The organism is Collinsella sp. CLA-ER-H9 (assembly GCF_040092295.1).
Lineage (GTDB): Bacteria > Actinomycetota > Coriobacteriia > Coriobacteriales > Coriobacteriaceae > Collinsella.
Genome location: NZ_JBBNLV010000006.1, coordinates 17,165 through 43,678, shown reverse-complemented (window position 1 = coordinate 43,678; position 26,514 = coordinate 17,165). Strand labels below are relative to the sequence as shown.

The following is a 26,514-nucleotide window of genomic DNA, read 5'->3' as shown; positions in this document are numbered from 1 at the left end:
TTTGACCATGCAACCGCATGGGGGATTGGAGCGTCTATGCCCACACCTTCCACTGCACGCATGCACGACTTCGAGGTCGTCTCGAACCAGGAGATTGCCGACGGCATCTTCTCGCTCGTCATCTCGGCCCCCAAGCTTGCAAGTGCGCTCAAGCCCGGTCAGTTTGTGAACATTGCCGTGCCCGGCGATGCGTCCTCGCTGCTTCGCGTGCCCCTGAGCTTCTATCGCGCCGACGCCCAGGCCGGCACCGTCGAGCTGTGGTACGCCGTCGTGGGCGACGACACCCGTCGTCTGTCGCAGATGGCCCCCGGTTCCACCTCTAATCTGCTGGGCCCCGGCGGCCGCGGCTGGCTCGTGCCCGAGGGCACCAGGAAGGCGCTGCTCGTTGCGGGCGGCATCGGTGTTCCGCCCGTGCTGTGTCTTGCCGGCAAGCTTGCCGAGCAGGGCGTGGCCGTCGACGTGTGCCTGGGCTTTTGCACTGCGTCTAAGGCCGTGGGCATCGATGAGTTCCGCGCTCTGGGAGCCACGGTCAATGTGTGCACTGACGACGGTTCGCTTGGTACGCACGGTTTCTGCACCGATCCTGCCGCCGAGCTGCTTGGTGAGGGCGGCTACGACTACGTCGCCAGCTGCGGCCCCGCCGTCATGATGAAGAAGGTTGCCGCCGCTGCCGCTGAGGCCGGTGCGTACTGTGAGGTGTCGCTCGAGCGCATGATGAGCTGTGGCTTTGGCGCCTGCAACACCTGCAATGTCGAGACGGTCGACGGTATGAAGGGCGCCTGCATGTGCGGCCCCGTGTTCGATGCTTCCAAGGTGGTGATCTTCTAGTGGGTACCGTGAACATGGCCGTCGATTTCGGCGGCGTCAAGATGCAGAACCCCATCAACACCGCAGCCGGTACCTTTGGCTACGGATGGCAGTTCCAGAACTTCTTTGATGTCTCCCAACTAGGCGCCATCACCACCAAGGGTTGTGCTGCCGAGCCCTGGCCCGGCAACCCCGCGCCCCGCATGGCCGAGATCCCGGGCGGCATGATCAACTCCGTGGGCCTTCAGAACCCCGGCGTGGCTGCCTTTGCCCGTGAGTCCGGTCCGTGGCTCGAGCAGCTCTCCAAGGACGGTTGCCAGGTCATCTGCCAGGTCGCCGGTCACTCCGTTGAGGAGTTTGTCCGCGCGCTCGAGATGTATGTCGAGCTGTGCCCCTGGGCTGCCGGCTACGAGATCAACGTCAGCTGCCCCAATATTGCCGCCGGCGGTGCCGCCATGGGCTCCTCGCCCGAGGGCGCCTCTGCCGTCATGGCTGCCTGCCGTAAGGTGACCGATAAGCCGCTGTTCGTAAAGATGGCTCCGGTTAACGTCGCCGAGATTGCCAAGGCTCTTGAGGCCGCGGGAGCCGACGGCCTTTCGGTCATCAATTCCATCCAGGGCATGGCCATCGATGTTCATACCCGCAAGTCCCGCGTGGCCAAGCCCAAGGGCGGCCTCTCGGGCCCGCTGTGCCACCACATCGCCGTGCGTATGGTCTGGGAGGTTGCCCAGGCCGTCGATATCCCCATCAATGGCGTCGGCGGCGTCATGACTGGCGAAGATGCGGCCGAGTTTATCTTGGCCGGTGCCACCTGCGTGTCGGTCGGCATGGCCAACTTCGTCGATCCGTGCGCATCGATTAAGATTGCGCACGAGCTCGAGGCTTGGGCGGAGTCCCAGGGCGTGAAGGACATCAACGAGCTGGTAGGTGCTTTCGAATGCTAGAGACCGATGCCCGCGACCGTGTTATCGTCGCCCTCGACTGCGACCGTGAGCGTGCGCTTGAGCTCGCCCATGAACTTTCTGGTCATGCCGCTTGGCTCAAGGTGGGCATGACGCTCTATTACGCTGAGGGCCCCGAGATCGTCAAGACGTTCAAGGACCTGGGCTTTAAGGTCTTCCTCGACCTCAAGTTCCATGACATTCCGCATCAGGTGCGCGGTGCCGCCCGTTCGGCCTCGCTTGCCGGTGCCGACCTGCTCTCGGTCCACGGCCTGGGTTCTGGTGCTATGCTCGCTGCGTGCCGTGAGGGTGCCGAGGAGGCGCGCGAGGACCGCGCCAAGCTCGTCGCCATCACCGTGCTCACGAGCATGAACCAGGATTCGCTGGCTGAGATCGGCGTCGAGTCACCCGTGGCCGAGGAGGCCGCCCGCCTGGCAAAGCTTGCCCAGGCCAACGGTATCGACGGCATCGTGTGCTCGCCGATGGAGGCCCATGACATGCGCGAGCTGCTCGGCCCCGACGCGTTGATCGTGACTCCGGGCGTTCGTCCGGTGGGTGCCGCCCTTGGTGACCAGTCCCGTGTGGCGACGCCTTCTCAGGCTATCGAGCGCGGCGCGAGCCATATCGTGGTGGGCCGACCCATCACCGGTGCCGACGACCCGGTTGCCGCCTTTGACGCTATCGTTGCCGAGCTGGTCGAAAACGTCGCCTAAAAGATTCCCTCAAGTCACCACTTTTGGGTCTCATTAGCACAAATTAGCCCCTGTGCCTGCGAAAACTTTCCCATCCTTTGTGTGGAATCGCAGGTCAGGGGCTCAACTTTAACCTCCGTATATTGCACTTTTCGCAGGTATCGTCTAACCTATGGTGCCGTCGATTGGGCATTTAGTGCGTTTGACGTGCTAAAATGCCAATTATTGCATCAGATATAACCCAACTATTTGGAGGTTCGAATGGCACTCCCTCAGCTTACCGACGAGCAGCGCAAGCAGGCTCTTGAGAAGGCTGCCGCCGCACGTCACGCCCGCGCTGAGCTTCGCGAGCAGATCAAGAAGGGCGAGAAGTCCCTCGAGTCCGTGCTCAACTCCGATGACCCCATCGCTTCCCGCATGAAGGTTTCCACCCTCATCGAGTCTCTCCCCGGTTATGGCAAGGCCAAGGCCGCCAAGATCATGGAGGAGCTCGGCATCTCCGCTACCCGTCGCGTCCAGGGCCTCGGCGTCCGCCAGCGCGAGCAGCTCCTCGAGCAGCTGACCAAATAAGTGAGCGCTCAGGATTCAAAGCTCTTTGTGATTTCTGGACCGTCAGGTGCAGGCAAGGGCACGCTCGTCACTCGTGTGCGCGAGCGTCGCTCGAACCTGGGCCTGACGGTTTCGGCTACCACGCGAGCACCACGCAAAGGTGAGGTCGACGGCGTCAACTACTTTTTCCTGACGCGCGAGGAGTTCGACCGCCGCGTGGCAAACGGTGAGTTTGTTGAGTGGGCCGAGGTCCACGGTAACTGCTACGGCACCTTGGTGAGCGAGGTCACATCCAAGCTCGCCTCTGGCTCGTCTCTGATCTTGGAGATCGATGTCCAGGGAGCCCTGCAGGTCAAGGAGCGTTTCCCCGAGGCCGTGTTGATCTTTATCAAGCCGCCTTCGCTCGAGGTGCTCCGCGAGCGTCTGGTCGGTCGCGGTACCGAGACGCCCGAGACGATTGAGCTGCGTATGGCAAACGCCGCCGATGAACTTGCCCTTGCCGACCGCTACGACGACGTCGTGGTGAATGACGATCTCGACCGCGCGACCGATGAGCTCGTTCGCGTTCTCGATATGCATGAAAGGATCTGAGGTCCGTGTCCGTTGTAAAGCCTTGCATTGACGATCTTCTGGAGAAGACCGATCACAACCGCTTCCTGCTCGCCTCGCTTGCCTCCAAGCGCGCCTGCGACATTAACAGCATGTTGCGTGGCCAGCACAACCGCGTGCTCGCCGTCCAGGATGTCGATGACATCACCATTGCGCTTTCCGGCGCCGATACCATCTCGATGGCTATGGACGAGATTGTCGACGGCGACATCTCCTACGATGAGGCCCGTTACGAGAAGGCGCTCGGCCACAAGGTTGCTGAAGCCTAAATGGCAGCCCGCGTCTGCCTGGTCCACTATCACGAGGTTGGACTGAAGGGCAAGAACCGCGCACATTTTGAGCATATCCTCATGGATAACATCAAGGCGGCCTTGGCCGCCTTTTCCGTGAATGCCGTGTCTCGAATTTCCGGTTATATCCTCGTGACCTTTAACGAGCATCAGGCCGACGAGGCGGCGCGCGTCATTCGCACCGTCCCCGGCGTTGCCCGCGTGTCCCTGGCGTACCACACCAACCGCGACCCGCAGGAGTACTGCGCCGCCGCCGTGAAGGCGCTGCGCGAATTTGGTCCCTTCGAGTCGTTTAAGGTGCATGCCAAGCGCTCTAACACCGACTATGAGCTCACCTCGATTGATATCAATCGACAGGTTGGCGAGGTACTGTGCGAGGCGTTTCCCGATAAAAAGGTCCAGATGCACGATCCCGACGCGATGGTGCACGTGCTGGTGGTACAGGGTAGCGTCTACGTTTATGCGCGCTCCGAGCGCGGCGTGGGCGGTCTGCCGGTGGGTTCTGCCGGCAAGGTCGTGACGCTGCTTTCCTCGGGCATCGATTCTCCGGTGGCGACCTGGATGCTCGCGCGCCGCGGCGCGGTGTGCGTGCCGGTACATTTTTCCGGCCGTCCGCAGACGCCCGATACGAGCGAGTATTTGGTGCAGGACATCATCCGTGCGCTTGAGCCGGGTGTCCAGATCGGTCGCCTGTACGTAGTCCCGTTTGGCGACTGCCAGCGCGAGATTTCGGTTACCTGCCCCAGCAACCTGCGCGTGATCATGTACCGTCGCATCATGTATTCGGTTGCCGAGCGCATCGCGCGTATCGAGGGCGCCAAGGCTATCGTGACCGGCGAATCGCTCGGTCAGGTTGCCTCCCAGACGCTCGAGAACATCATGGCCGTCAACGAGGCCGTGAAGATCCCCGTGTTCCGTCCGTTGATCGGTTCGGACAAGCAGGAGATCATCGCACGCGCTGAGGAAATCGGTACCTTCGATATCTCGACCGAGGCTGCTCCCGATTGCTGCACGCTTTTTATGCCGCGCCGCCCCGAGACGCACGCCAAACCCGATGCCGTGCACGAGGCTTGGGAGCTGTTCGATCACGAGGAGATGATTGAGCGTTTGCTCAAACAGACCGAGTATATCGACTTCGAGAGCAACACGTATAAGGCCCCTAAGACCTTAAAACGCAAACATTCCGAGCTCGCTCCACGTGAGATTTACCAAGATCACGAATAATGTTGTGTATAGACCGGCGGTGATTTTGCATCGTCGGTCTTTTTCTATCTGGGCATTAGGCGATAAACGGTTCATTTGTCGACGTGTGCCTGAATAAATGGACACTTTTCCGCAAGGTTTTGGTCAGCTTTTGGTTTGACCGCGAAAACCGGTGTGGGCGTGCGGAGGCTGCGGCGTTCGTTTCCTGACACGATGGTGTTGGGAGGTGTTTGCTATGGCGCAGCGCGAGCAACACGAACGGGTTAAACGGATGGACCGCTGGGCAGAAAAGCTGCTCGGCCATAAGGCGATGGTCGTGGCGATTCTGGTTGTCATTGCCGTCGCGAGCGGCTTGGCGATGGCAAGTTTTAATAGCCGCTCCAGCGGCGTGTCGTTTGAGCGTAGTGATGAGGCGAGCGCCTCGGATGTGCGCGGGGCCGGGGATGCCTCTCCTGACGATGCCGATGAGCCGTCTGCCAAGAGCTCCTCTGCTGCCGAGGTGTACGTCGATGTTGATGGCGCCGTTGTGAAGCCTGGCGTGTACCGGCTTAAAGATGGAGCACGGGTGTCCCAGGCGATTGATGCCGCCGGAGGGCTTACGGCCGAGGCGGATGTGACGGTTCTTAACCGTGCGTCCAAGATCACCGATGGCCAAAAGATCTATGTGCCGACGGTAGGGGAGCAACAAACGGCTGCGGCCGTCGGCGCCGCCGAAAGCAGTGCTTCCACGACCCCTGGTACAGGGTCTTCGTCGGGACTTGTGAATATCAATACGGCAAGTGCGGCGGAGCTGCAGACGCTTTCGGGCATCGGGCCTTCTATGGCCCAGTCAATTATCGACGAACGGACGCAAAACGGGGCCTTTGCCTCGGTCGATGACCTTATGCGCGTATCGGGGATCGGTGAGAAGAAACTCGCCAAAATTAAAGATTGCATCTGCGTATGAGTGCGACCGAGCGCGAGCATGTGATGCCACCGCGCCCATTGATGCCGTGGACGATAGCCCTTTGTGCCGGCTTGTGTGCGAGCTGTGGGTTAGTGCTTAACATGGCGGCCGATGCGCTGCTGGGAGAGCGGGCGGCGCCCGTCACATTGCTTATGGCCATTCCCGTTGCGGCAGCAGGGTGCATCGTATTGGCTCGGTCCTGCATGCGCCTTGTGCGGTGGAGGCGATGGCTGTATGCCGCGGCCCTCGGCCTCGTGGCGGGAGCGGTAGTGTCCGCGGGTTGGGCGATAGGGGCGCTGCGCGCTTCGAGGGCGTTGGATAATCGGGCTGCGAGCAGTCTCGAGTTTGTTGTGTGTGGCGACCCGTCCATCAATGACGGTGCGTACTCCTATACCTGTGATGCGTATGCGGGCGAAAAGCGTTTGGGTCAGGTACGGCTGTCGTGTGATCGTGAGCTTGGCGCCGGTTCGCATGTACGTGCTATCGGTCGAATTTCGCGCTTTGAGAATGATGCGTATGGGCGCTCACGCGTGCTTCGGGGCGAGCTTCGAAAGGTTAAAGTCGTCCGGTTGGTATCGATCGACGAGGGCCCTCCAGGCCCGTTGTCTTGGCTTCGAAACGAGCTCCTTGCCGTTATCGCGCCCGCGACCGATCCAGCGCGCTTGCTCATTGCCGGCGTTGTCTGTGGACGCTCGTCCGAGCTGCGCGCCCAGCCGGCGGGCGATTGGTTTTCGGTAACGGGCACCGCACATCTCATCGCCGTCTCGGGCAGCCATCTTGCCATTGTGGGGTTTGTGATTGAGAGCGCCCTGCAAAAGACACGCCTCTCTCGTGGGCTGCAGCGGGGACTGTTGATGCTGGCTCTTATTGCCTATGCCGTCTTTACGGGCGCCTCGCCCTCGGCCGTGCGCGCGTGCTGCATGGTGGCGGCGACGCTTGTCGCCAACGGCGCCGGACGTCGTCGGCATGGCCTCTCGGCCCTATTTTTGACCATGGCAATCTTTGTGTTGCTGCGACCGACGGTATTGTTCGAGATGGGTTTTCAGCTTTCGTGCGTCAGCGTTTTTGCCATCCTTTGTTTTTGCCCCTACGCCACCTACGCCTTGGGCGAGCTGGGCATGCCATCGGGTGTCGCCAGCGTTTTGTCTGTCACGCTGTGCTCGCAGCTGGCGACACTTCCCGTAACCATTCCCGCATTTGGGACGTTTTCGCTCATTGCCCCGCTTGCAAATGCCGTGATCGGTCCGGTGATAAGCGTGCTGCTCGCTGTATCGGTTGTGCTGGTGCCCTGCTCGCTTGTGCCGCTGCTGCGTCACGGGGCGCTCGTGGTGCCCATGATTGTCGCCCGCTGTGCGCTGTTCTTTGAACAGCTCTTTGCTGCCGTTCCGGGCGCATCCGTAAGCGTGCCGCCCGATACGCCCTTGGTATACGTGGTGCCGTTTGCACTGGCAGTCCTCTTGGTCTGGTGGCCACGCCCCCGCGCACGGAGCATGGCAGCGGGGCTGGTGTGCCTGATGCTTGCAGCGGGTGTTCCGTATATCTATTGGGATCGATGCGCGCCGCCTTCGGTGACGGTCCTCGATGTTGGCCAGGCCGATGCGATTCTGGTTCGTCAGGGTGGCACTGTGGCGCTCGTCGACTGCGGGCTCGATGAGCGCGTGGTGTCGGCGTTGGTTCGCAATAATGTCCACCATATCGATGCCGTCTTCGTGACGCATTGGGACGAAGACCATTGGGGCGGTCTTCCCGACGTACTCGATCGGTTTTCTGTTGGAACCATTGCGGTTGCAGCCGATGCGCTGGACGGTGCGCCTGCTGAGGTCCTGAATCGCCCCGGCGTAACGTATCGGCAGGTGGCTCGCGGAGACACGGTCGATATCGGCGCATTTCGGGCTCGTGTGATGTGGCCGTTTGACACGGTAGATGGCGAGGGCAATGAGGACTCGCTTGTCTTGCTGCTCTCCTATGCTCAGGAAGGCAAGAGCCTGTGCGTACTTCTCACCGGTGATGCCGAGCTCGACCAAGAGCGAGAATTCGTGCAGGAGGTGGGGGATATCGATGTGCTCAAGCTGGGGCATCATGGCTCAAAAGTTTCCGTCGACACAGACCTGCTGGGCACGCTTAAGCCCGAGTTCTCTATCGCGAGCGCCGGCGAGGGGAATCGTTACGGCCATCCGTCGGATGCCTGCATCGATGCAGTTAAGGAAGCGGGTGGTGCGTTCGCATGCACCATCGAACACGGCGACATTACCGTCACGCCGACCGCGAAGGGCTTTGCCATGCGATGCCAGCGACCGTGATGCCGTCGTTGGCGCGGGACCAACCCCTGGGCTAAAATGGCACGGTACGAATTCGAGAGTCTGCGAGAGGGGAGCGCGATGTCCGAAACCGGTCTGCTGCCGGCATATCTGATCGTCGGTACCGACGGAGTCAAGCGCGACCACGCCGTCTCGCGTATGAAGGCGCGTCTGGAAAAGACGGGCATGGTCGAGTTCAACCTCGACGAGCGCGATATGACCAAAGAGCCCGATATCGAATCGATTATCGGATCGCTCAACACCTTTCCCATGGGCAGCGAGTTTCGCCTGGTAATCCTTGACGGCTGCTCAAAACTTGCCAAAGTGATCTCCGAGCCGCTTGTCGAGTATCTGGCGAGTCCCAGCCCCACGACGGTTTGCCTCATAATCGCCGATTCGCTTGCCAAGAACACGCGCCTGTACAAGGCAATCGCCAAGATTGACAAGAAGGCCGTGATCGACTGTTCGGGCACCAAGCGCTGGGAGCTCCCGCGCCGCGTGCAGCAGATGGCGACGCAGCACGGAAAGTCCATCTCTACGGCCGCCGCCGAGGAGCTCGTTTCGCGCTCGGGCGAGAACACTCGTATGCTCGATAACGACTTGGCCAAGCTTGCCCAGATGGTCGAGGCGCCGCAAATTGAGCTTGCCGATGTAGAGCGCTGGATCGTGCGCACGGCCGAAGTTCAGCCCTGGGACTTTCTCAATGCGGTCTCGGCCCGTGACATGCGCCGCTCGCTTGAGCTCTTCAATCTACTGCCCGCCAAGAGCTATGTGTGGACCTACACGCTGCTATGCGGTCGCATCCGTGAGCTGATCGTCGCCAAGGCTCTCGATGCGCGTGGACAGGGTCGTGAGCTTGCCGCGACGCTCAAGCTTCAGGCCTGGCAGGTCAAAAATCACCTTACCTGGGCACGCCGCTTTTCGATGACCGAGCTCGTTGCCGCGCTCGAGGGTGCCGTCGATGTGGAGCTCGCACTCAAGGGTTCGGCCGATTCCCAGACCGCGCTTTTGCTCTGGATTACGAACATCTTGAGAAAATCGTGATGATACCTGCCTATTTGACAAATTCGTTCTATCCCTTTGAGGGGGAGCGTGCTATAGTAGGCGCTTGCATGACCTCACCGTGTCTCAGAGGTGTCATACATTTTTTGCAAGGAACTCGAAAGGAACTCCAGAAGTGGCAAACATCAAGTCTCAGAAGAAGCGTATCCGCACCAATGAGGCAGCTCGCATGCGTAACAAGGCTGTCAAGTCCGAGCTCAAGACGCTGACCAAGCACGTCCAGTCCGCCGTCGCCGAGGGCGACGCCGAGAAGGCCCAGGCTGCCCTCAAGACCGTCACCAAGCGTCTCGACATGGCTGCCGCCAAGCATGTTATCCACAAGAACCAGGCTTCCAACCGCAAGTCCGGTCTTGCCAAGCTCGTGAACAGCATCAACGCCTAAGTTGTAAATTTCACACCACACAGATTACGCGCATAAATGGAGCCTGTTTTATGGAACAGGCTCCATTTTTTGTACCGCTCGGGTAAGATAGTCCGCATGAATACTTCAATTGACATTTCCCACATCCGCAACTTCTCGATCGTTGCGCACATCGACCATGGCAAGTCCACGATCAGTGACCGTATCCTCGAGCTCACCCATACCGTCGACGAGCGCGATATGGAGTCGCAGCTGCTCGACACCATGGATATTGAGCGCGAGCGCGGCATCACGATCAAGTCCAATGCCGTTCGCGTTTCCTATGACGCCGACGATGGCGAGACGTATCAGTTCAACCTGATCGATACACCGGGCCACGTGGACTTTACCTATGAGGTCTCGCGTTCGCTGGCCGCCTGCGAGGGCGCGGTGCTCGTCGTCGACGCCACGCAGGGTGTCGAGGCACAGACCGTCTCCAACGCGACGCTCGCCATGAACGCCAACCTGGATATCGTGCCCGCCATCAACAAGATTGACCTTCCCTCTGCACACCCCGACGAGGTTAAGACCGAGATCGAGGATGACCTGGCGATTCCTGCCGACGATGCCGTATGCGTATCGGGCAAGACCGGCGAGGGCATTCACGACCTGCTGGAGTCCATCGTCTTTTTGATCTCACCGCCAAAGGGCGATGCGAACGCTCCGCTCAAGGCACTTATCCTGGATTCTTACTTCGATGAGTACCGCGGCGTCGTTGCCACGGTCCGCGTCTTCGACGGCTCCATCAAGAAGGGCGATACCCTGCGCATGATGCAGGCCGAGGGTGACTTTTTGGTCGACGGCGTGGGCGTCAAGCGCCCTGCCGAGACCCCGGTCGACGCACTGACGGTCGGCGAGGTGGGCTACGTGGTCACGGGTCTGAAGGATCCCGAGGCCGTGCACGTGGGCGACACCCTTACCTGGGCGTCGAACCCCTGCCCCGAGCCGCTTCCGGGCTACCGCGAGGCCAAGCCCATGGTCTACACGGGCCTGTTCCCGATCGACAACAAGGATTACGAGAACCTGCGCGACGCTCTCGATAAGCTGCATGTCAACGACCCGTCGTTGGTGTGGGAGCCCGAGACCTCGGTGGCGCTCGGCTTTGGTTTCCGCGTTGGCTTCTTGGGCCTGCTGCATATGGAGGTCGTCAAGGAGCGCTTGGAGCGCGAGTTCAACCTTGACCTCATTGCTACGAGCCCTTCGGTGGACTATCACGTCTATAAGACCGACGGCGAGATGATTGATGTTCGCAGCCCGCAGGATCTGCCCGAGGCTACGCGCATCGAGCGCATTGAGGAGCCTTACCTCAAGGCCAAAATTATCTGCCCGCCCGAGTATACGGGTGCCGTCATGCAGCTCGCTATCGAGCACCGCGGCATTACAACTGACATGATCCATCTCACGAGCAAATCGGTCGAGATGCGCTTTGACATGCCGCTCGCCGAGCTCATCCTGGACTTCTTTGACCAGCTCAAGAGTCGCACCAAGGGCTATGCCTCACTCGACTACGAGTTCAACGAGTACCGTCCCTCCGAACTCGTCAAGCTCGATATTTTGCTTTCGGGCGATGAGGTGGACGCGCTTTCGTTTATCGTGCACAAGGATAAGGCCTATGGCCTGGCCCGCGGCCTGTGTGACAAGCTCAAGGAAATCATCCCGCGCCAGCTGTTCGAGGTGCCTATTCAGGGCGCCATCGGCAACAAGATCATTGCCCGCTCTACCGTCAAGGCGCGTCGCAAGGACGTTTTGGCCAAGTGCTATGGCGGCGATATCTCGCGAAAGCGCAAGCTGCTCGAGAAGCAGAAAGAGGGCAAGAAGCGCATGAAGGCCATCGGTTCGGTCGAGGTCCCGCAGGAGGCCTTTATGGCGATCCTAAAGGTAGACGAGTAAGTCCATGGCGCTTTCTGAATACAGCAAGCGTCTGCTGGGCGCCTATGCCGAGCAGCCGTTCCTTATGGCTCCCATGGCGGGCGTAACCGACCCCGCCTATCGCATCATGTGTCGCCGCCGCGGTGCCAACCTTGCCTACAGCGAGATGGTGAGCGTTGCGGGCCTTGCCTATGCCAGCAACAAGACGTGGCGCCTGGTGTTGCCGGCCGACGAGGAGCAGCAGATCTGCGTGCAGCTCTTTGGTTCCAAGCCCGATCAGTTTGCGGGTGCCGTCGCTGCCGTCGAGGAACGCGTGGGCGATCGCCTGTCATTGATTGATATCAACATGGCCTGTCCGGCTCGCAAGGTCGTTACCAAGGGCGAGGGCTCGGCGCTTATGCGTACGCCCGACCTGGCCGAGCAGATTGTCGAGGCAGCGGTGGGCGCGGCGCATGTTCCCGTGACCGTGAAGATTCGCAAGGGCTTTTACGCCGAAGACCGCAATGCCGCGACGTTTGCCCAGATGCTCGAGGGGGCAGGGGCAGCTGCGGTGGCGGTGCACGGCCGCTGTGCCACGCAGCTCTATACGGGCCAGGCCGATTGGTCGGTCGTCGATGAGGTGGCCGACGCCGTCGAGATTCCCGTTATCGGTTCGGGCGATGTGTTCTGCGCCGAGGATGCGGCGGAACGCCTGCGCAACTCGGGCGCCAGTGCCGTGTTTATCGCGCGCGGTATCTATGGCAACCCCTGGGTGTTCGGTGATGCTCGAGCCCTTGCACTCGATGGCACGCCAGTACCGGTGCGTAGCTCGGTCGAGCGCCTGGATGCCCTGCGCGAGCACCTGACGCTCACGCATGAGCTGTTGCCGCTTATGTCACGTGCCCGCACGTACGCGAGCTGGTATCTTAAGGGCATGCCCCATGCCGCCGCCTGGCGCGCGCAGGTGGTGCGCTGCTCCACATACGAGGAGTTCATGGCATTGGTCGATGATATCGAGCGCGATGTGGTGGCCTGCGAGGCCGCGCTTGCCGCCGGCGAGTCGGTGCCCGCTCATCCGCTGGAGGCCTAACGGTGGCCGTTACCGCGCTGTACGTCCACGTGCCGTTTTGCGCCCAAAAGTGCCGATACTGCGACTTTGACTCACGCAGTTTTGCTTCGTGCGACCTGAGTGCTGCGCTCGATGTCTATTTTGAGCAACTGTATGCGCGCCTCGATGCCTTTGGCGACGCAGGCGCGCTTGCGCAGGTCCGCACCGTCTATGTTGGCGGCGGTACGCCGTCGCTGGCAGGAGAGCGTCTGGTGGAGCTTGCCCGGCGTATTTGCATGTGGTGCAAGCCCGTTGAGTTTACCTGCGAGGCCAATCCCGAGTCGTTGACCGCCGGGCTTGCCACTGCGCTTGCCAAGGTCGGTGTCACACGCGTCTCTCTGGGAGTTCAAACCCTTGACAACGCCGAGCTTGCTGCGATTGGCCGTATTCACGATGCCGATCGGGCGCTCGCTGCCATCACGACGGTTAAGGACGCTGGGCTCGATGTGTCCTGCGACCTGATGTGCGGACTTCCCGGGCAGACCGCCGTAAGCTGGCAACGCACGCTCGATGGCGTGCTGGCGGCGGCGCCGCATCATGTGTCGGTGTACCCGCTCACGCTCGAGGAGGGCACGCCGCTCTACCACATGGCGTGTCGCGACGAGTCGCTCGAGCCCGACGAGGATTTTCAGGCTGCGTGCATGGACGCGGCGCGTGAGTGCCTGGGTGCGGCCGGCTATCACCCGTATGAGGTGGCAAGCTACGCGCTCGACGGACATGAGTGTGCCCACAACATTGCCTATTGGACAGGACGGGGCTATCTGGGCTTGGGCCGCTCTGCCGCCGGTATGCTCGACGCCGAGGATTTCGATCGCTTGGCCGGGCTGTTTCCCGACGTGCCTGCTCGCGGCGATGCGTATCGCGTGCGCTTGGTGCAACGCGACGACGCCGCGACGACGTTTGATGCCGAGTATCTGTCGCAGCGCGAGGCTGCGGCCGAGGATTTGATGCTCGCCTGCCGCATGACGCGTGGCATTGGGCCCGATCTGTTGGTTCGCTCGGCAAGCGTGATCGCTGCAGACGAGCTGGTGGCGGCCTGTGACCGTGCGCTCGAGTTGGGTCTTGCCACTTGGGTGCCCGATTATGTTGAGGGGCATGCGGGGTGCGTCGCCTCGAAAGACGTTATCGCAGGTCGTGCCCACGCCCGTTTAGCGCCCACCCACTTGGGCTGGCTCGATGGAAATGTGCTGTTCGAGCTGTTTTGGGGTCTAGCTTAGGCCGCTCGGGTAGAATTACCGCAATATATACGCTGCTGTGAGCAGGAGGTTGCCGCGCATGGCGACGATGAACGAAAAAGATTACTACGAGATTTTGGGTGTCTCCAAGGACGCCACCTCGCGTGATATACAGAAGGCCTTCCAGCAAAAGGCCCGCAAGCTCCATCCGGACGTCAACAAAGAACCTGATGCCGAGGAAAAGTTTAAAGAGGTTTCCGAGGCCTACGCCGTGCTTTCGGACGAGCAGAAGCGTGCGCGCTACGACGCCATGCGCTCGGGCAACCCCTTCGCCGGCGCTCCTACGGCTTCGCCCTATGGCGGCGGCTACGCCGGCAGCGCAGGCTATGGCAATCCCTTTGAGGGCGGCTTTCCCTTTGGTGGCGCCTGGGGCCAGCCGCGTCGCGGGCAGGCTGCCTATAATCCCGAGAACGGCGCCAACGTGGTCGTCGATATCAAGCTCGACGCTAAGGAGGCCAAGGGCGGTGCCCGCAAGACCGTCCGCTATACGCGCTTCGATACCTGTGGCCACTGTGGCGGCTCGGGTTCTGTTTCGTCCGAGCATGCACATACCTGTCCGAGCTGCGGTGGTCGCGGCCACATCGATGTCGACCTGTCCTTCCTGTTCGGTGCCGGCACGTTTCAGTCGGTCTGCCCCGAGTGCGGCGGTTCCGGTAAGGTCGTCGCCGACCCCTGCCCCGATTGCGGCGGCAGCGGCCGTGTCCGTGTGACCTCCGAGCAGACGATTGAGTTTCCTGCCGGTACGCACGATGGCGACGAGGTCCGCATTGGCGGCATGGGTCACGCCGGCACCAACGGTGCCTCGGGTGGCGATCTGGTCGGCCGCGCTCATGTCGAGGCCGAGCGTCTGGAGGGCAAGGCCCGTACCGGTTTTTACCTGATGGGCATCGTGGCGCCGTTTTTGGTGCTGTCGGCCATCTCGGGCGTGTTCTCGGCCTTTGCCGTGATGTGCTTTATTCCGTTTGCCATGGGCCTGTTCATGGTGGTCTCGGACGGCGTGCTGCACCGCAGCCTGCTGTGGTGGAAGCGCGGCGCGATGCAGTTTGCCAACGGTTTTGCCAACGGATTTATGTTTGCGCTCGTGTCGGTTTGGTTTGCGAGCTGCTCGCAACGTGCCATGCTTTCGCCCTACGCAATGCAATAACATCAACCCCTCTGTTTGCGGCCGGCCCAGCTTGGGTATAGGACGCACTGTGACAATAATGAAAGTCGGAAGGATTCGGTCGTGTCGGAAAATAGGGATTACTACGAGGTACTTGGCGTCGACAAGGATGCCGACGCGCGGACGATTAAGCGCGCGTTTCTAAAGAAGGCCCGTACCGTACACCCGGACGTTTCGGACGACCCCGAGGCCGAGGCCAAGTTCAAAGAGCTCAACGAGGCGTATTCCGTTCTTTCCGACGAGCAGAAGCGTGCTAACTACGACCGTTACGGCACCGCGGACGGCCCCGGTGGCTCTGGCTATGTCGACATCAACGATATCTTTGGTGGCATGGGCATGGACGACCTCTTCTCGTCGTTCTTTGGCGGCGGTGCCGGCGGTGGCGCCCGAAATCGCCGTGAGCGTCGTCGCGGCCGCGATATGGCCATCTCCCTTTCGGTGACCCTTGAGGAGGCGGCACTCGGTTGCAAAAAGACGATCAGCTATGACCGCCTTGCCCCCTGCGAGGATTGCAACGGCACCGGTAGGGCCGAGGGCGCACAGGAAAAGCAGTGCAGCCGCTGCCACGGCACGGGCTATGTGACGACGGTCCAGCGTTCTTTCCTGGGCCAGGTTCAGTCCTCTTCGCCCTGTCCCGACTGCCACGGCGAAGGCACGGTCATCGACCATCCCTGCGAGACCTGTGACGGTCAGGGCCGCACGCCTTCGCACGAAAAGATCGATATCGATATTCCCGCCGGCGTTTCGACCGGTCGCCAGCTGCGCGTGAGCGGTTTTGGCGAGGCCGGCCTTCGCGGCGAGCCGTCGGGCGACCTGATCGTCAACGTGCGCGTCGCCGACCACGAGCGTTTTAAGCGCAACGGCGACGACCTGTACCTCGTGAGCGATATCTCGATTGCGCAGGCTGCGCTCGGATGCGAGATCGAGGTCGAGGGCATTATGCCTGACGAGGTCGTCAAGGTGTGCGTCCCCGCTGGCGCCCAGTACGGCGACACCGTGAGCGTCAACAATTACGGCATGCCGCGTATCGGCGGTGGCGGTTCGCGCGGTCGTCTGATCGTGCAGCTGCGTGTGGTCGTCCCCACGAACCTTTCCAATAAGCAGCGCGAGCTGCTTCGCGCCTTTGCCGACGAGATGGGCGATGACGTCGCATCCGGTAAGAAGTCGGTGACCGACCGTATCAAGAGTGCCCTCGACGACATCCTCGATTAAGGAGCCCGCGTGCTCGCACCTCATATCTCTGTCGTCAACCTCGGCTGCCGTGTCAACCGGGTTGAGTCCGACCGTATCACTGCCGATCTAATGCGCCTGGGCTTTGCGATGGTGGAGCCTCAGGATGCTGAGCTGATCGTCATTAACACCTGTGCCGTTACGGGCGAGGCCGAGGCCAAGACCCGTAAGGCCGTTCGCCATGCGCTGGCCTATCCAAACGAGCCCTATGTGGTCGTGACCGGATGCGTGGTCAATCTGCATCCCGAGGAGCTGCTGGAGCTCTCGGACCGCGTGATCGCCGAGCCGTCCAAGATCGATGTCGCCGAACGCGTCTGTGAGGTGCTGGGCGTTGAGTCCGATGACGTTCCCGCCTGCAGCGACGGCGAGGTTGTCGACGCGCTCGGTCGCTCGCGTCTGGGCGTGAAGATCCAGGACGGCTGCAACCATCGTTGCACCTATTGCATTGTGTGGAAGGCCCGCGGCCCCGAGCGCTCCGTGCCGGTCGAGTCCGTGCTCGAGCAAGTTCGCGAGGCACAGGAGGCCGGCGTGCCCGAGGTGGTGCTGACGGGTGTGAACCTGGGCGCCTACGATGGCAAGAGCGCGACTGATGAACACGTCGAGATCGATGAGCTGCTCGAGGCGATCATGGAGCGCACGTCCATTCCGCATGTGCGCATTTCCTCGGTCGAGCCCATGGATATCTCCGAGTCCCTGCTTAAGGTCATGGCGCGCTATCCGAAGCGCATCGCCCCGTTTTTACACCTGCCCGTGCAGTCCGGCTGCACCAGGACACTGCATCGCATGGGCCGTCCCTATAGCGCCGAGGCCTTCGAGGAAACGGTGCGCATGATTCGCACCAACTTGCCTCAGGTGTCCCTTTCGTGCGATGTCATCGTCGGTTTTCCCGGTGAGACGGACGAGGAGTTTGAGGAGTCGCTGGCACTGTGCCGCCGTGTGGGCTTTTCGCGTATGCACGTGTTCCGCTACAGCAAGCGTCCCGGTACCCTTGCTGCCGATATGCCCGACCAGGTGCCGCCCGAGGTTATGGCCGAGCGTAGCCGCCGCATGAGGGCCGCGGCGCAGGAACTCGCCATTGCCGACGCTCGCCGTCGCGTGGGAACCGTCGAGCGTGCCGTGCTTGAGTATGGCGACAACCTGACGCTCGGTTCGTTCCATCATGCCCGTCTTGACGATACCTGTGGACTCACAGCCCCGTGCCTGCTCGATGTTGCTATCATCGGAGTCGATGATTCCGGCTTGGTCCATGCACGCAGGGAGGTTCATGGAAGCCTCGAAGATTAGACTTACCGTTCCCGAGGGTATTGACCCCTCGCGCGTTTTGGGCGCCGGCGACGGTGTCCTTCGTGCACTCGAGAGTTTGGTTCGTGCCCATGTGGTCGTCCGTGGCGACAGCATCGCCGTGAGCGGTGACCCGGACGAGGTCGAGCTCGTGGCGCGTTTTTTCGACCATACTTTTCGCGAGGCGGCCGCCGGACGCACGCTGTCTGCCGACGATGTCTCTCGTTGCTTGGCCATCTTGCGCGACGGTGAGCACGAGGCTACGTCGCTTCGCGATGATGTGCTGCTTTCGTATCGCGGTCGTGCCATTCGCCCCAAGACGCTCGGCCAAAAGCGCTACGTGGATGCCATCCGCTCGCATACCATCACGTTTGGCCTTGGTCCCGCCGGTACCGGTAAGACCTATCTGGCCATGGCGCTCGCCGTTGCCGCGCTCAAGCGTCACGAGGTGGGCCGTCTGATCTTGACGCGTCCGGTTGTCGAGGCGGGGGAGAATCTGGGCTTTTTGCCCGGTACCCTCGAGGAAAAGATTGACCCCTACATGCGTCCGCTCTACGACGCCCTTTTTGACATGATGGATCGCGAGCGCACCGATGAGCTCATGGAGCGCGGCGTGATTGAGATCGCCCCGCTTGCCTACATGCGCGGCCGCACGCTGAGCGACGCCTTCGTGGTGCTCGACGAGGCCCAAAATACCACGCCCGAGCAGATGAAGATGTTCCTGACGCGCCTGGGCTTTAACTCCAAGTTTGTGATTACCGGCGACCTGAGTCAGCGCGACCTGGTGGGTCGTCGCGGCGGTCTTGCCGACGTCGAGCAGATTTTAGGCCGTGTCGACGATGTCGCATTTTCGCACCTCGAGCGTGCCGACGTGGTGCGCCATGCCTTGGTGGGGCGTATCGTCGAGGCCTACGATGCTTATGATGATGTGCGCGAGAAACGCGTGCACGACCGAAAGGAGTCCCGTTGAGTGTATTGATCAGCAACGATGCCGAGCTCGATACGCTGCTCGACGCGCAGGAGGTAGAGCACATCTGCGAGGTCGTGCTTGCCGCCGAGGGCGTTGAGCGTGAAGTCGAGATTTCCCTTTCATATGTCGATGATGACGAGATGCACGAGCTCAACCACGAGTGGCGCGGTATCGACCGCACCACCGATGTCCTCTCGTTTGAGTGCGACTCGGCCTTTGACGAGGATATTCCCGCAGACGAGACGCTCGAGCTCGGCGATATCATCCTGGCCCCGCAGGTCATTGCCCGCCAGGCCCCCGGCTTTGGCAATAGCCCTGCCGACGAGTGCCGTCTGATGCTCGTGCATGGCATGCTGCACCTGCTGGGGTATGACCATATTGAGGACGACGAGGCCGAGGTCATGGAGGCCCGCGAGGACGCCATCCTGCGCGATCTGGCGCTTGAGCGCGGTGAGGACCCCAAGCTGGTCCACGTCGGCCCCATCACCAACCACGCCCACGACTAGGAGCCGTCTATGATTCCCGGATCGAACAAGGACCATCCTTCCTTCTTAAAGTCGTTCTCCTACGCCATGGAGGGCTTCGTCACCGCCGTTAAGACCGAGCGCAACATTAAGGTCATGCTCGTGGCGGGCGTTTGTACCGTCGTTGCCGGCTGCATCGTGGGGCTCGACATTGCCGAGTGGGCCACGATTATCATTTGCTGCGGCCTGGTGATTCACGGCGAGCTGTGCAATACCGCCATGGAGGCGATCGTCGACCTGGCGACCCAGGAACTTCATCCGCTGGCAAAGCGTGCGAAGGATATCGCCGCCGCCTCCGTATACGTACTTTCCATCACCGCCGCGATTGTTGGCTTGCTGGTATTTGCCCACGCGCTCGACTTTATTTAGAAAGGGATTTTCATGTCCGACACTATGCAGCCTATCGATGAAACTCTGGACGACGAGTCCCTGGATGCGGTGGATGCCGAAGCGAACGATGCCTATGAGGATGTCGAGGAGTTCGATCCGTTTGAGGGCATGAGCGACGAGGAACTCGACGCCCTGTGCGACGAGGGCGACAGCTTCGCGGGCTTTGGCGACGTTGAGCCCGGTTTCCGCAGCGGCTTCGTGGCGCTGGTCGGCCGCCCCAACGCCGGCAAGTCCACGCTGCTCAACGCCTGCTATGGCAAAAAGGTCGCCATCACCTCGCCGGTGGCCCAGACGACCCGCCGCCGCATGCGCGCCGTCGTCAACCGTCCCGGCTACCAGCTGGTCTTTGTCGATACCCCGGGTATCCACAAGCCCAAGGACGGCCTGGGGTCCGAGCTCAACAAGAGCGCGTTGTTCGAACTGAACGATGTCGACGTCGTCGCGTTTTTGATTGATGCCACCAAACCGATCGGCAGGGGAGACGCCTGGGTTGCCGAGCGCGTCAAGAATGCCCGTTCCAAGAAGGTCCTGGTGCTCACCAAGGCCGATGAGGCCGACCCCGCACAGGTCATGGAGCAGCTTAAGGCCGCCCACGAGCTCATGGAATATGACGACGAGATCGTGACGTCGTCCGTCAAGAACTTCAACGTCGATGCCTTCATCGAGACCGTTGCGCACTTTTTGCCCGAGGGTCCGCGTTGGTTCCCCGAGGGCATGGGTACCGACGCTTCCGATGAGACCCTCGTTGCCGAGTTTGTGCGCGAGAAGGTTTTGCGCCGCACGCGTGATGAGATTCCGCACTCCGTTGGCGTAATCTGCGATGCGCTCGAGCAGACCAAGAAGGTGCTGCGCGTGCACGCCACCATTTACGTCGAGCGCGAGGGCCAAAAGGGCATCATCATCGGCAAGGGCGGCGAGATGATTAAGCATATCGGTATCGACGCCCGTCGCGATCTTGAGCGCATCTTTGGCACGCAGGTCTTTTTGGAGCTGGACGTGAAGGTCAAGGCCGGCTGGCGTGACGACGAGGCCCAGATTCGTCGCTTTGGCTACAACGCCGAGGACTAAGGGCGCGCGGCGCGCATGGCAGGCTCCCGGACATATCGCACGAAGGTGCTCGTCCTCGATAAGACGAAGCTCAAAGAGACGGACCTGATCTTGACGATGCTTGACGAGCGGGGTCGGCAGGTTCGCGCCGTGGCAAAGGGCGCCCGCAAACCCGGTGGGCGCCTGGCGGCGCGCTGCGAGCTGTTCTGTACTGTCGATATGCTGCTCGCGCATGGACGGTCGCTCGATGTGGTTTCCCAGGCCGAGCTTATGGAGGCGCCGCTCGGCGCTACGCCCGATTACGAGACGACCTGCGCCGCAAGCGCAATCGCCGAGGTCGCTCGTGTGTGCTCGTTCGAGGACGCCGAGGACCCGTTTACCTTTGCCATAACGCAGCGAGCGCTTGCCCTGGTGGGCAGCGGGCTCGACACGGCGCATATGGATCTACTTGTGGCGGCATATGTCTTTAAGCTGCTGTCGCACGTTGGCTATCGACCCGATTTTTCGGCCTGCGTGCTGTGCGGAGACCCCATGCTGTCGTATTTTTCGCCCCGGGCGGGCGGGCTCATGTGCGGGTCGTGCGCGTCGAGCGTTCCGGGTGCCGAGCTGGTGTCGACCGGTGAGGTCGCGTGGCTGCGCGCCCTCATGTCCATGACCTTCGATGCACTCATGGCCGAGAGGATCGATCCCCATACCGCTGCCTTTTTATTGGGGCTTTCACATGTTTGGGCTGCGACGCACACCGATCAGCGCCTCCGTGCGATGGAATTCATGTTGGGTCGGTGATGATGCGCAGGCGCGGGCTGCTTGTGGTAACATACCGACCTGTTGGTACCTCGACCTTGGATGCTCGCTCCACCGGCGGCTTCCCAGTCCGAGGCGAATAGCGTCGCCCGCGGGCGACAAGAAACGAAAGGTGAAACAATGACTGTTTCCAAAGAGCGCAAGGCGGAGCTGACTGCCCAGTTCGGTAACACCCCGGTCGACACCGGCAACCCCAAGGTTCAGGTCGCCATCCTGTCCGAGCGCATCAAGGAGCTGACCGAGCACATGAAGTCCCACCAGAAGGACTTCCACACCCGTCGTGGCCTGCTCATGCTCGTCGGCCGTCGTCGTCGTCTTCTCTCCTACATCAAGAAGAACGACATCGTCGAGTACCGTGAGCTCATCAAGGCTCTGGGCATCCGCGACAACATCCAGTAAGGATTTGTACATGCTAAGAGCGTCCTGCGCAGCGGGGCGCTCTTTTTGTGTAAGGGCGCGAACAATCACGCTCTGAAGCGTGGCGGGGGCAGGGGGCCCGCGTCACATGAGAAGCCCGCAGGCAAGGGGCCTGTGGGGTAAAGGAGAACAATGACACTCGTATCCAAGACCTTTGAGCTGTACGGCAAGACCTACACCTTTGAGTCGGGCGAGCTTGCCAAGCAGGCCACCGGCGCGTGCCTGGTCAAGCAGGGCGACACCACGATGCTCGACACCGTGGTCGTCTCCAAGGAGCGCAAGAACTACGACTTCTTCCCGCTGACCGTCGACTTCAATGAGAAGATGTACGCAGCCGGCCGCATCCCGGGTGGTTACCTCAAGCGTGAGGGCCGTCCCAGCGAGAAGGCCACGCTCACCGCACGCATGATCGACCGCCCGATTCGCCCGAGCTTCCCGGACGGCTTCCGCAACGAGGTGCACATCGTCGCCACCTCGCTCGTCGCCGACCAGGTCAACCCCTTCGACGTCATCAACGTCATGGGTGCTTCCCTGGCCATGACGCTCGGCGGCGTGCCCTTCGAGGGCCCGCTTGCCTGCGTGCGCATCGGCCGTAACGTGGAGACCGGCGAGTTTATCGTCAACCCCACCTACGAGGAGCGCGAGAACTCGGATCTGGACCTGGAGCTGGGCGGCTCTGCCGACTATATCTCGATGGTCGAGGCCGGCGCCGAGGAGATCTCCGAGGATGATATGCTCGCCGCCATGAAGTTTGGCCAGGAAGCCCTTGCTGCCTTCTGCCAGGCTCAACACGAGTTCGTCGCCGAGTGGGAGCAGGTCAACGGCCCCATCGTCAAGAAGGAGTACCCGCTCGACCAACCCGTCGAGGAGGTCCAGGAGCGCATCTTCGCTCACTACGACGAGATGGCAGCCGCCCTTCGCGACGCCGACAAGCTCTCCCGTATCGGCAAGGTCGAGGCTCTGAAGGAGTCCATCCGTGCCGAGTTCACCGAGGAGGAGCAGGCCGCTTGGGAGCGCGAGATCCCTGTGGCGCTCAAGAAGCTCGAGAAGAAGGCCATGCGCACCATGGTCGTCGAGACCGGTGAGCGCGTCGACGGCCGTGCCGCCGATGAGATCCGTCCCATCATGGTGAAGGACAACTACCTGCCGCTCGTTCACGGCTCCGGCCTGTTCCAGCGCGGCCAGACCCAGGTGCTCTCCGTCCTGTCGCTCGGCATGCTCAACGAGGGCCAGCGTCTTGATACCATCGAGCCCACCGAGGGCAAGCGCTACATGCACCACTATAACTTCCCGCCGTTCTGCACCGGCGAGACCGGCCGCATGGGCAGCCCCAAGCGCCGCGAGATCGGCCACGGCAACCTTGCCGAGCGCGCCCTGCTCCCGGTGCTCCCCGACGAGAACGAGTTCCCCTACGCCATCCGCGTGGTCTCCGAGGTCATGGAGTCCAACGGCTCCTCTTCGATGGCTTCGACCTGCGGCTCCACGCTCGCCCTTATGGACGGCGGCGTGCCCATTAAGCGCCCGGTCTCCGGTATCGCCATGGGTCTGATCCAGGAGGAGGGCAAGACCGTGGTCCTGTCCGACATCCAGGGTCTCGAGGACTTCCTGGGCGACATGGACTTTAAGGTCACCGGCACCACCGAGGGCATCACCGCCCTGCAGATGGACAACAAGGCCACCGGCCTTACCTTCGACATCCTGGCCCGCGCCCTGCAGCAGGCCAAGGAGGGTCGCGCCTTCATCCTGCAGAAGATGCTCGATGTGATTCCCGAGCCGCGCCACACCACACGCAGCACCGCTCCGCGCATCGTCTCCATCCAGGTTCCTACCGATAAGATTCGCGACGTCATTGGCTCCGGCGGCAAGGTCATCCGCGGTATCCAGGACGAGACCGGCGCTTCGGTCGACATCCAGGAGGACGGCACCGTCTTTGTCGGCGGCACCGGCGAGTCCGTCGACCAGGCCGTCGAGCGCATCAAGCTCATCATCAAGGTTCCCGAGCCGGGCGAGGAGTACACCGGTCGCGTGGTCTCCATCCAGCCCTTCGGCGCCTTCGTCAACCTGCTGCCCGGCAAGGACGGCCTGCTGCACATCTCCCGCGTCGCCAAGGGTCGCGTGGAGAAGGTCGAGGACGTCCTCAATGTGGGCGACGAGGTCAAGGTCGTCGTCATCGAGGTCGACGATCGCGGCAAGATCTCGCTCGATCGTCTCGACAAGCCCGAGGCCCCGGCTCGCTCTGAGGGTTCCTCCGAGGGCGATGGCGAGCACTTCCAGCGCCGTGAGCGTCCGCGTCGCGAGCGCTCCGAGCGCAGCGACCGTCCGCGCCGTCCCGGCGACAACGGAGGCCGCAAACCCCGCCGTCACCACGACGCCGAGTAACAGCCGCATATAAGCAGCTCAACAAGGGCGACTCCGGACAGGGGTCGCCCTTTTGCTATTCCCGGCGGGGTCCGCGGGTAAAGTTTCCTGCTCTACAGTCCTGCTCACGACGGAGGCCACATTAAGTGGCCTCCTGTTCGTGCGGAACTCGCGATAAACTTTACCCGCGGCCCCCACCGGGAATAGCAAAAGGGCTGGTGGGTACCGCTTGCGATTGTGTCAGATAGTCTATTCAGGTTTTCTTATTTTCTGAATTGTCGATAGCCGTGCTCTCGGCATATCCCTAGATAAAACCGACCAAAATAAACCTGTCCTTTTTGGCAGGTCTGGGCCATCGGAGGCCGGGGCGGGTTAAGTTTGTCGCGAGTTCCGCACGCAAAGGAAAGCACTTAATGTGCTTTCCGTCTTGCGCAGGACTGTAGAGCAGCAAACTTAACCCGCCCCGGCCCCCGATGGCCCAGACCGGCGGGATAGACCAGTTCAGATGGGGCTTTGATGCATGGGTGGTCTGTTGGTGGGCAAATGGGTATCATACTGTGGTTATTGCATCGACTCTGCGATGCATTGTTGTACGTTCCCGGCGGTCGGTTTGCCAGAAGCGCCCCGTCGGTTGTTCCAGACCCGTTTCGAAGAAAGGAAACCACACGAACCTATGGCAGCTAAAAAATCATCTCCCTTGAAGATCATTCCGCTCGGCGGCCTTGACGGCATCGGCAAGAACATGACGGTCTTCGAGTGCGGCGACGACATGGTGCTCGTCGACGCCGGCCTCATGTTCCCCGACGACTCCCAGCCCGGTATCGACCTGGTGCTTCCCGACTACACCTATGTCCTGGAGAACGAGGAGAAGCTCCGCGGCATCGTCGTCACCCACGGCCACGAGGACCACACCGGTTCGCTTCCGTACCTGCTGCAGGACCTCAACAACAAGGTGCCCATCTTCTCGAGCAAGCTGACGCTCGGTTTTATCGAGGGTAAGCTCTCCGAGTTCCGCATTCGCGCGCCCAAGTTCCGTGAGGTCAAGGGCGGCAGCCACGTCAATCTCGGTGGCATCTCGCTCGATTTCTTCTCCATGACGCACTCCATCCCCGGCGCTCTGGGCGTGTTCATTCGCACCAATCAGGGCACCGTCATGCACACGGGCGATTTTAAGCTCGACCAGACGCCCATCGATGGCGTCACGCCCGACTATGCCGCCATCAGCCGCTTTGCTAAACAGGGCATCGACCTGCTGCTTTCCGACTCCACCAACGCCACGGTTCCGGGCTTTACCAAGTCCGAGGCCGAAGTCGGCCCCAACCTGCTGCACGCCATCAAGAACGCCCCGGGCCGCGTGTTCGTCGCGTCGTTCTCGAGCCACATCCATCGCCTACAGCAGATTTGCGACGCCGCTCGCAAGTGCGGCCGCAAGGTCGTCGTGACCGGACGCTCCATGCTCACCAACACCCGCGTGGCGCGCGAGCTGGGCTACCTCAACATCGACGATGCCGATATCCTCGATGCCTTCGATATCGATAACCTGCCTGACGATAAGATCGTCGTCATGTGCACCGGTTCGCAGGGCGAGCCGCTGTCGGCCCTGTCCCGCATGGCTAACGGCGAGCACAAGACGCTCTCCATCCACGAGGGCGATACCGTCATCCTCTCGGCAACTCCCGTTCCCGGCAACGAGAAGGCCGTCCAGCAGGTCGTCAACAGCCTGGCCAAGCTCGGCTGCGACGTCTGGGATAAGAATCGCGCACTCGTTCATGTCTCGGGCCACGGCAGCCAGGAGGAGCTCAAGCTTCTGATGGCCATGGCCAAGCCTACCTACTTTATGCCGGTTCACGGCGAAGCCGTGCATCTGCGCGCCCATGCCCAGCTTGCCCGTAAGATGGGCATCAAGGACGATCACATCTTTATCCTCGACAACGGTGACACGCTCGAGATGCGCGGTGGTATCGTAAAGCGCGGTACGCCCGTCGAGTCCGGCGTCGTCTATGTCGACGGTCTGCGCATCGGTGACACCGATCCCATCGTCCTGCGCGATCGCCAAAAGCTCGCCAACGACGGTATGGTCACGGCCGTTGCCATCGTCTCGCTCAAGCACAAGAAGATCGAGGCTATCGAGTTCTCGGGCCGCGGCGTTTCGTTTGCCATCGACGATCAGTTCTCCGAGGATGCCTCCGCAGCCATCATGAAGACGATCGAGAAGGGCAAGTTTAGCTTTACCAGCAGCGGCTCCGATGCCATTCGCAAAGCCGTGCGCGATTCGCTCTCCAACTTTATCTGGAGCCGTACGCGCACTCGCCCGATGATCATCCCGGTCGTCATGGAGGTTTAG

Annotated in this window: 25 protein-coding genes; all 25 read left to right on the top strand. The window is 61.5% G+C overall.

The genetic code is table 11. The features are described 5' to 3' along the window. Positions 1-60: 60 nt before the first annotated feature. Entirely contained in the window at positions 61-828 is a 768-nt protein-coding gene (locus AAAX73_RS05255; RefSeq protein ID WP_349125313.1) for a dihydroorotate dehydrogenase electron transfer subunit, read from the top strand. Positions 829-842: 14 nt separating this feature from the next. Further along, complete coding sequence (locus tag AAAX73_RS05250; protein WP_349125312.1) at positions 843-1,751, top strand: dihydroorotate dehydrogenase; 909 nt, start codon at positions 843-845, stop codon at positions 1,749-1,751. Beyond that, entirely contained in the window at positions 1,745-2,461 is a 717-nt protein-coding gene (gene pyrF / locus AAAX73_RS05245; RefSeq protein ID WP_195233596.1) for an orotidine-5'-phosphate decarboxylase, read from the top strand. The genes AAAX73_RS05250 and pyrF overlap by 7 nt, the downstream gene beginning before the upstream one ends. 240 nt (positions 2,462-2,701) lie before the next feature. Next, positions 2,702-3,010 (top strand): integration host factor, actinobacterial type, encoded by a 309-nt coding sequence (mihF, locus tag AAAX73_RS05240; protein ID WP_006236130.1) that lies wholly within the window; start codon positions 2,702-2,704, stop codon positions 3,008-3,010. Continuing rightward, the gene (gene gmk, locus AAAX73_RS05235; protein WP_099431806.1) at positions 3,011-3,580 is read left to right on the top strand and encodes a guanylate kinase; all 570 of its coding nucleotides are present in this window, start codon (positions 3,011-3,013) and stop codon (positions 3,578-3,580) included. A gap of 5 nt (positions 3,581-3,585) precedes the next feature. Next, a complete protein-coding gene (locus AAAX73_RS05230; protein ID WP_055250050.1) occupies positions 3,586-3,867 on the top strand; it encodes a DNA-directed RNA polymerase subunit omega in 282 nt (93 codons plus the stop codon). After that, complete coding sequence (thiI, locus tag AAAX73_RS05225; protein WP_349125259.1) at positions 3,868-5,112, top strand: tRNA uracil 4-sulfurtransferase ThiI; 1,245 nt, start codon at positions 3,868-3,870, stop codon at positions 5,110-5,112. A gap of 214 nt (positions 5,113-5,326) precedes the next feature. Next, the gene (locus AAAX73_RS05220) at positions 5,327-6,037 is read left to right on the top strand and encodes a helix-hairpin-helix domain-containing protein (RefSeq protein WP_349125258.1); all 711 of its coding nucleotides are present in this window, start codon (positions 5,327-5,329) and stop codon (positions 6,035-6,037) included. A 602-nt stretch (positions 6,038-6,639) separates the two neighbouring features. Further along, positions 6,640-8,337: a DNA internalization-related competence protein ComEC/Rec2 gene (locus AAAX73_RS05215; protein ID WP_349125257.1), complete on the top strand. Its 1,698-nt coding sequence runs from the start codon at positions 6,640-6,642 to the stop codon at positions 8,335-8,337. 78 nt (positions 8,338-8,415) lie between these two features. Next, complete coding sequence (gene holA, locus AAAX73_RS05210; protein WP_349125256.1) at positions 8,416-9,378, top strand: DNA polymerase III subunit delta; 963 nt, start codon at positions 8,416-8,418, stop codon at positions 9,376-9,378. A 133-nt stretch (positions 9,379-9,511) separates the two neighbouring features. Further along, positions 9,512-9,778: a 30S ribosomal protein S20 gene (gene rpsT / locus AAAX73_RS05205; protein ID WP_022094714.1), complete on the top strand. Its 267-nt coding sequence runs from the start codon at positions 9,512-9,514 to the stop codon at positions 9,776-9,778. 96 nt (positions 9,779-9,874) lie between these two features. After that, entirely contained in the window at positions 9,875-11,686 is a 1,812-nt protein-coding gene (gene lepA, locus AAAX73_RS05200) for a translation elongation factor 4 (protein WP_117848629.1), read from the top strand. Between the two features lie 4 nt (positions 11,687-11,690). Next, positions 11,691-12,734 (top strand): tRNA dihydrouridine synthase DusB, encoded by a 1,044-nt coding sequence (gene dusB / locus AAAX73_RS05195; RefSeq protein WP_349125255.1) that lies wholly within the window; start codon positions 11,691-11,693, stop codon positions 12,732-12,734. A gap of 2 nt (positions 12,735-12,736) precedes the next feature. After that, positions 12,737-13,969, top strand: coding sequence for a coproporphyrinogen-III oxidase family protein (locus AAAX73_RS05190; protein ID WP_349125254.1), 1,233 nt, complete (start codon positions 12,737-12,739; stop codon positions 13,967-13,969). A gap of 58 nt (positions 13,970-14,027) precedes the next feature. Further along, positions 14,028-15,131 (top strand): DnaJ domain-containing protein, encoded by a 1,104-nt coding sequence (locus tag AAAX73_RS05185; protein ID WP_320678003.1) that lies wholly within the window; start codon positions 14,028-14,030, stop codon positions 15,129-15,131. Between the two features lie 81 nt (positions 15,132-15,212). Continuing rightward, on the top strand, positions 15,213-16,361 hold the full coding sequence (gene dnaJ, locus AAAX73_RS05180; RefSeq protein ID WP_195192322.1) for a molecular chaperone DnaJ: 1,149 nt from the start codon (positions 15,213-15,215) through the stop codon (positions 16,359-16,361). 9 nt (positions 16,362-16,370) lie between these two features. Next, complete coding sequence (locus tag AAAX73_RS05175) at positions 16,371-17,663, top strand: MiaB/RimO family radical SAM methylthiotransferase (protein ID WP_349125253.1); 1,293 nt, start codon at positions 16,371-16,373, stop codon at positions 17,661-17,663. After that, entirely contained in the window at positions 17,644-18,630 is a 987-nt protein-coding gene (locus tag AAAX73_RS05170; protein WP_349125252.1) for a PhoH family protein, read from the top strand. The genes AAAX73_RS05175 and AAAX73_RS05170 overlap by 20 nt, the downstream gene beginning before the upstream one ends. Beyond that, positions 18,627-19,136, top strand: a complete 510-nt coding sequence (ybeY, locus tag AAAX73_RS05165) for an rRNA maturation RNase YbeY (RefSeq protein WP_349125251.1) — start codon at positions 18,627-18,629, stop codon at positions 19,134-19,136. The genes AAAX73_RS05170 and ybeY overlap by 4 nt, the downstream gene beginning before the upstream one ends. Positions 19,137-19,145: 9 nt before the next feature. Continuing rightward, entirely contained in the window at positions 19,146-19,523 is a 378-nt protein-coding gene (locus AAAX73_RS05160; protein WP_349125250.1) for a diacylglycerol kinase family protein, read from the top strand. Between the two features lie 12 nt (positions 19,524-19,535). Then, the gene (gene era / locus AAAX73_RS05155; RefSeq protein WP_349125249.1) at positions 19,536-20,612 is read left to right on the top strand and encodes a GTPase Era; all 1,077 of its coding nucleotides are present in this window, start codon (positions 19,536-19,538) and stop codon (positions 20,610-20,612) included. Positions 20,613-20,627: 15 nt separating this feature from the next. Next, complete coding sequence (gene recO, locus AAAX73_RS05150) at positions 20,628-21,377, top strand: DNA repair protein RecO (protein ID WP_349125248.1); 750 nt, start codon at positions 20,628-20,630, stop codon at positions 21,375-21,377. A 138-nt stretch (positions 21,378-21,515) separates the two neighbouring features. After that, entirely contained in the window at positions 21,516-21,794 is a 279-nt protein-coding gene (gene rpsO / locus AAAX73_RS05145; protein WP_035138510.1) for a 30S ribosomal protein S15, read from the top strand. A 150-nt stretch (positions 21,795-21,944) separates the two neighbouring features. Then, a complete protein-coding gene (locus tag AAAX73_RS05140) occupies positions 21,945-24,191 on the top strand; it encodes a polyribonucleotide nucleotidyltransferase (protein WP_349125247.1) in 2,247 nt (748 codons plus the stop codon). Between the two features lie 652 nt (positions 24,192-24,843). Continuing rightward, positions 24,844-26,514: a ribonuclease J gene (locus AAAX73_RS05135; RefSeq protein ID WP_118079872.1), complete on the top strand. Its 1,671-nt coding sequence runs from the start codon at positions 24,844-24,846 to the stop codon at positions 26,512-26,514.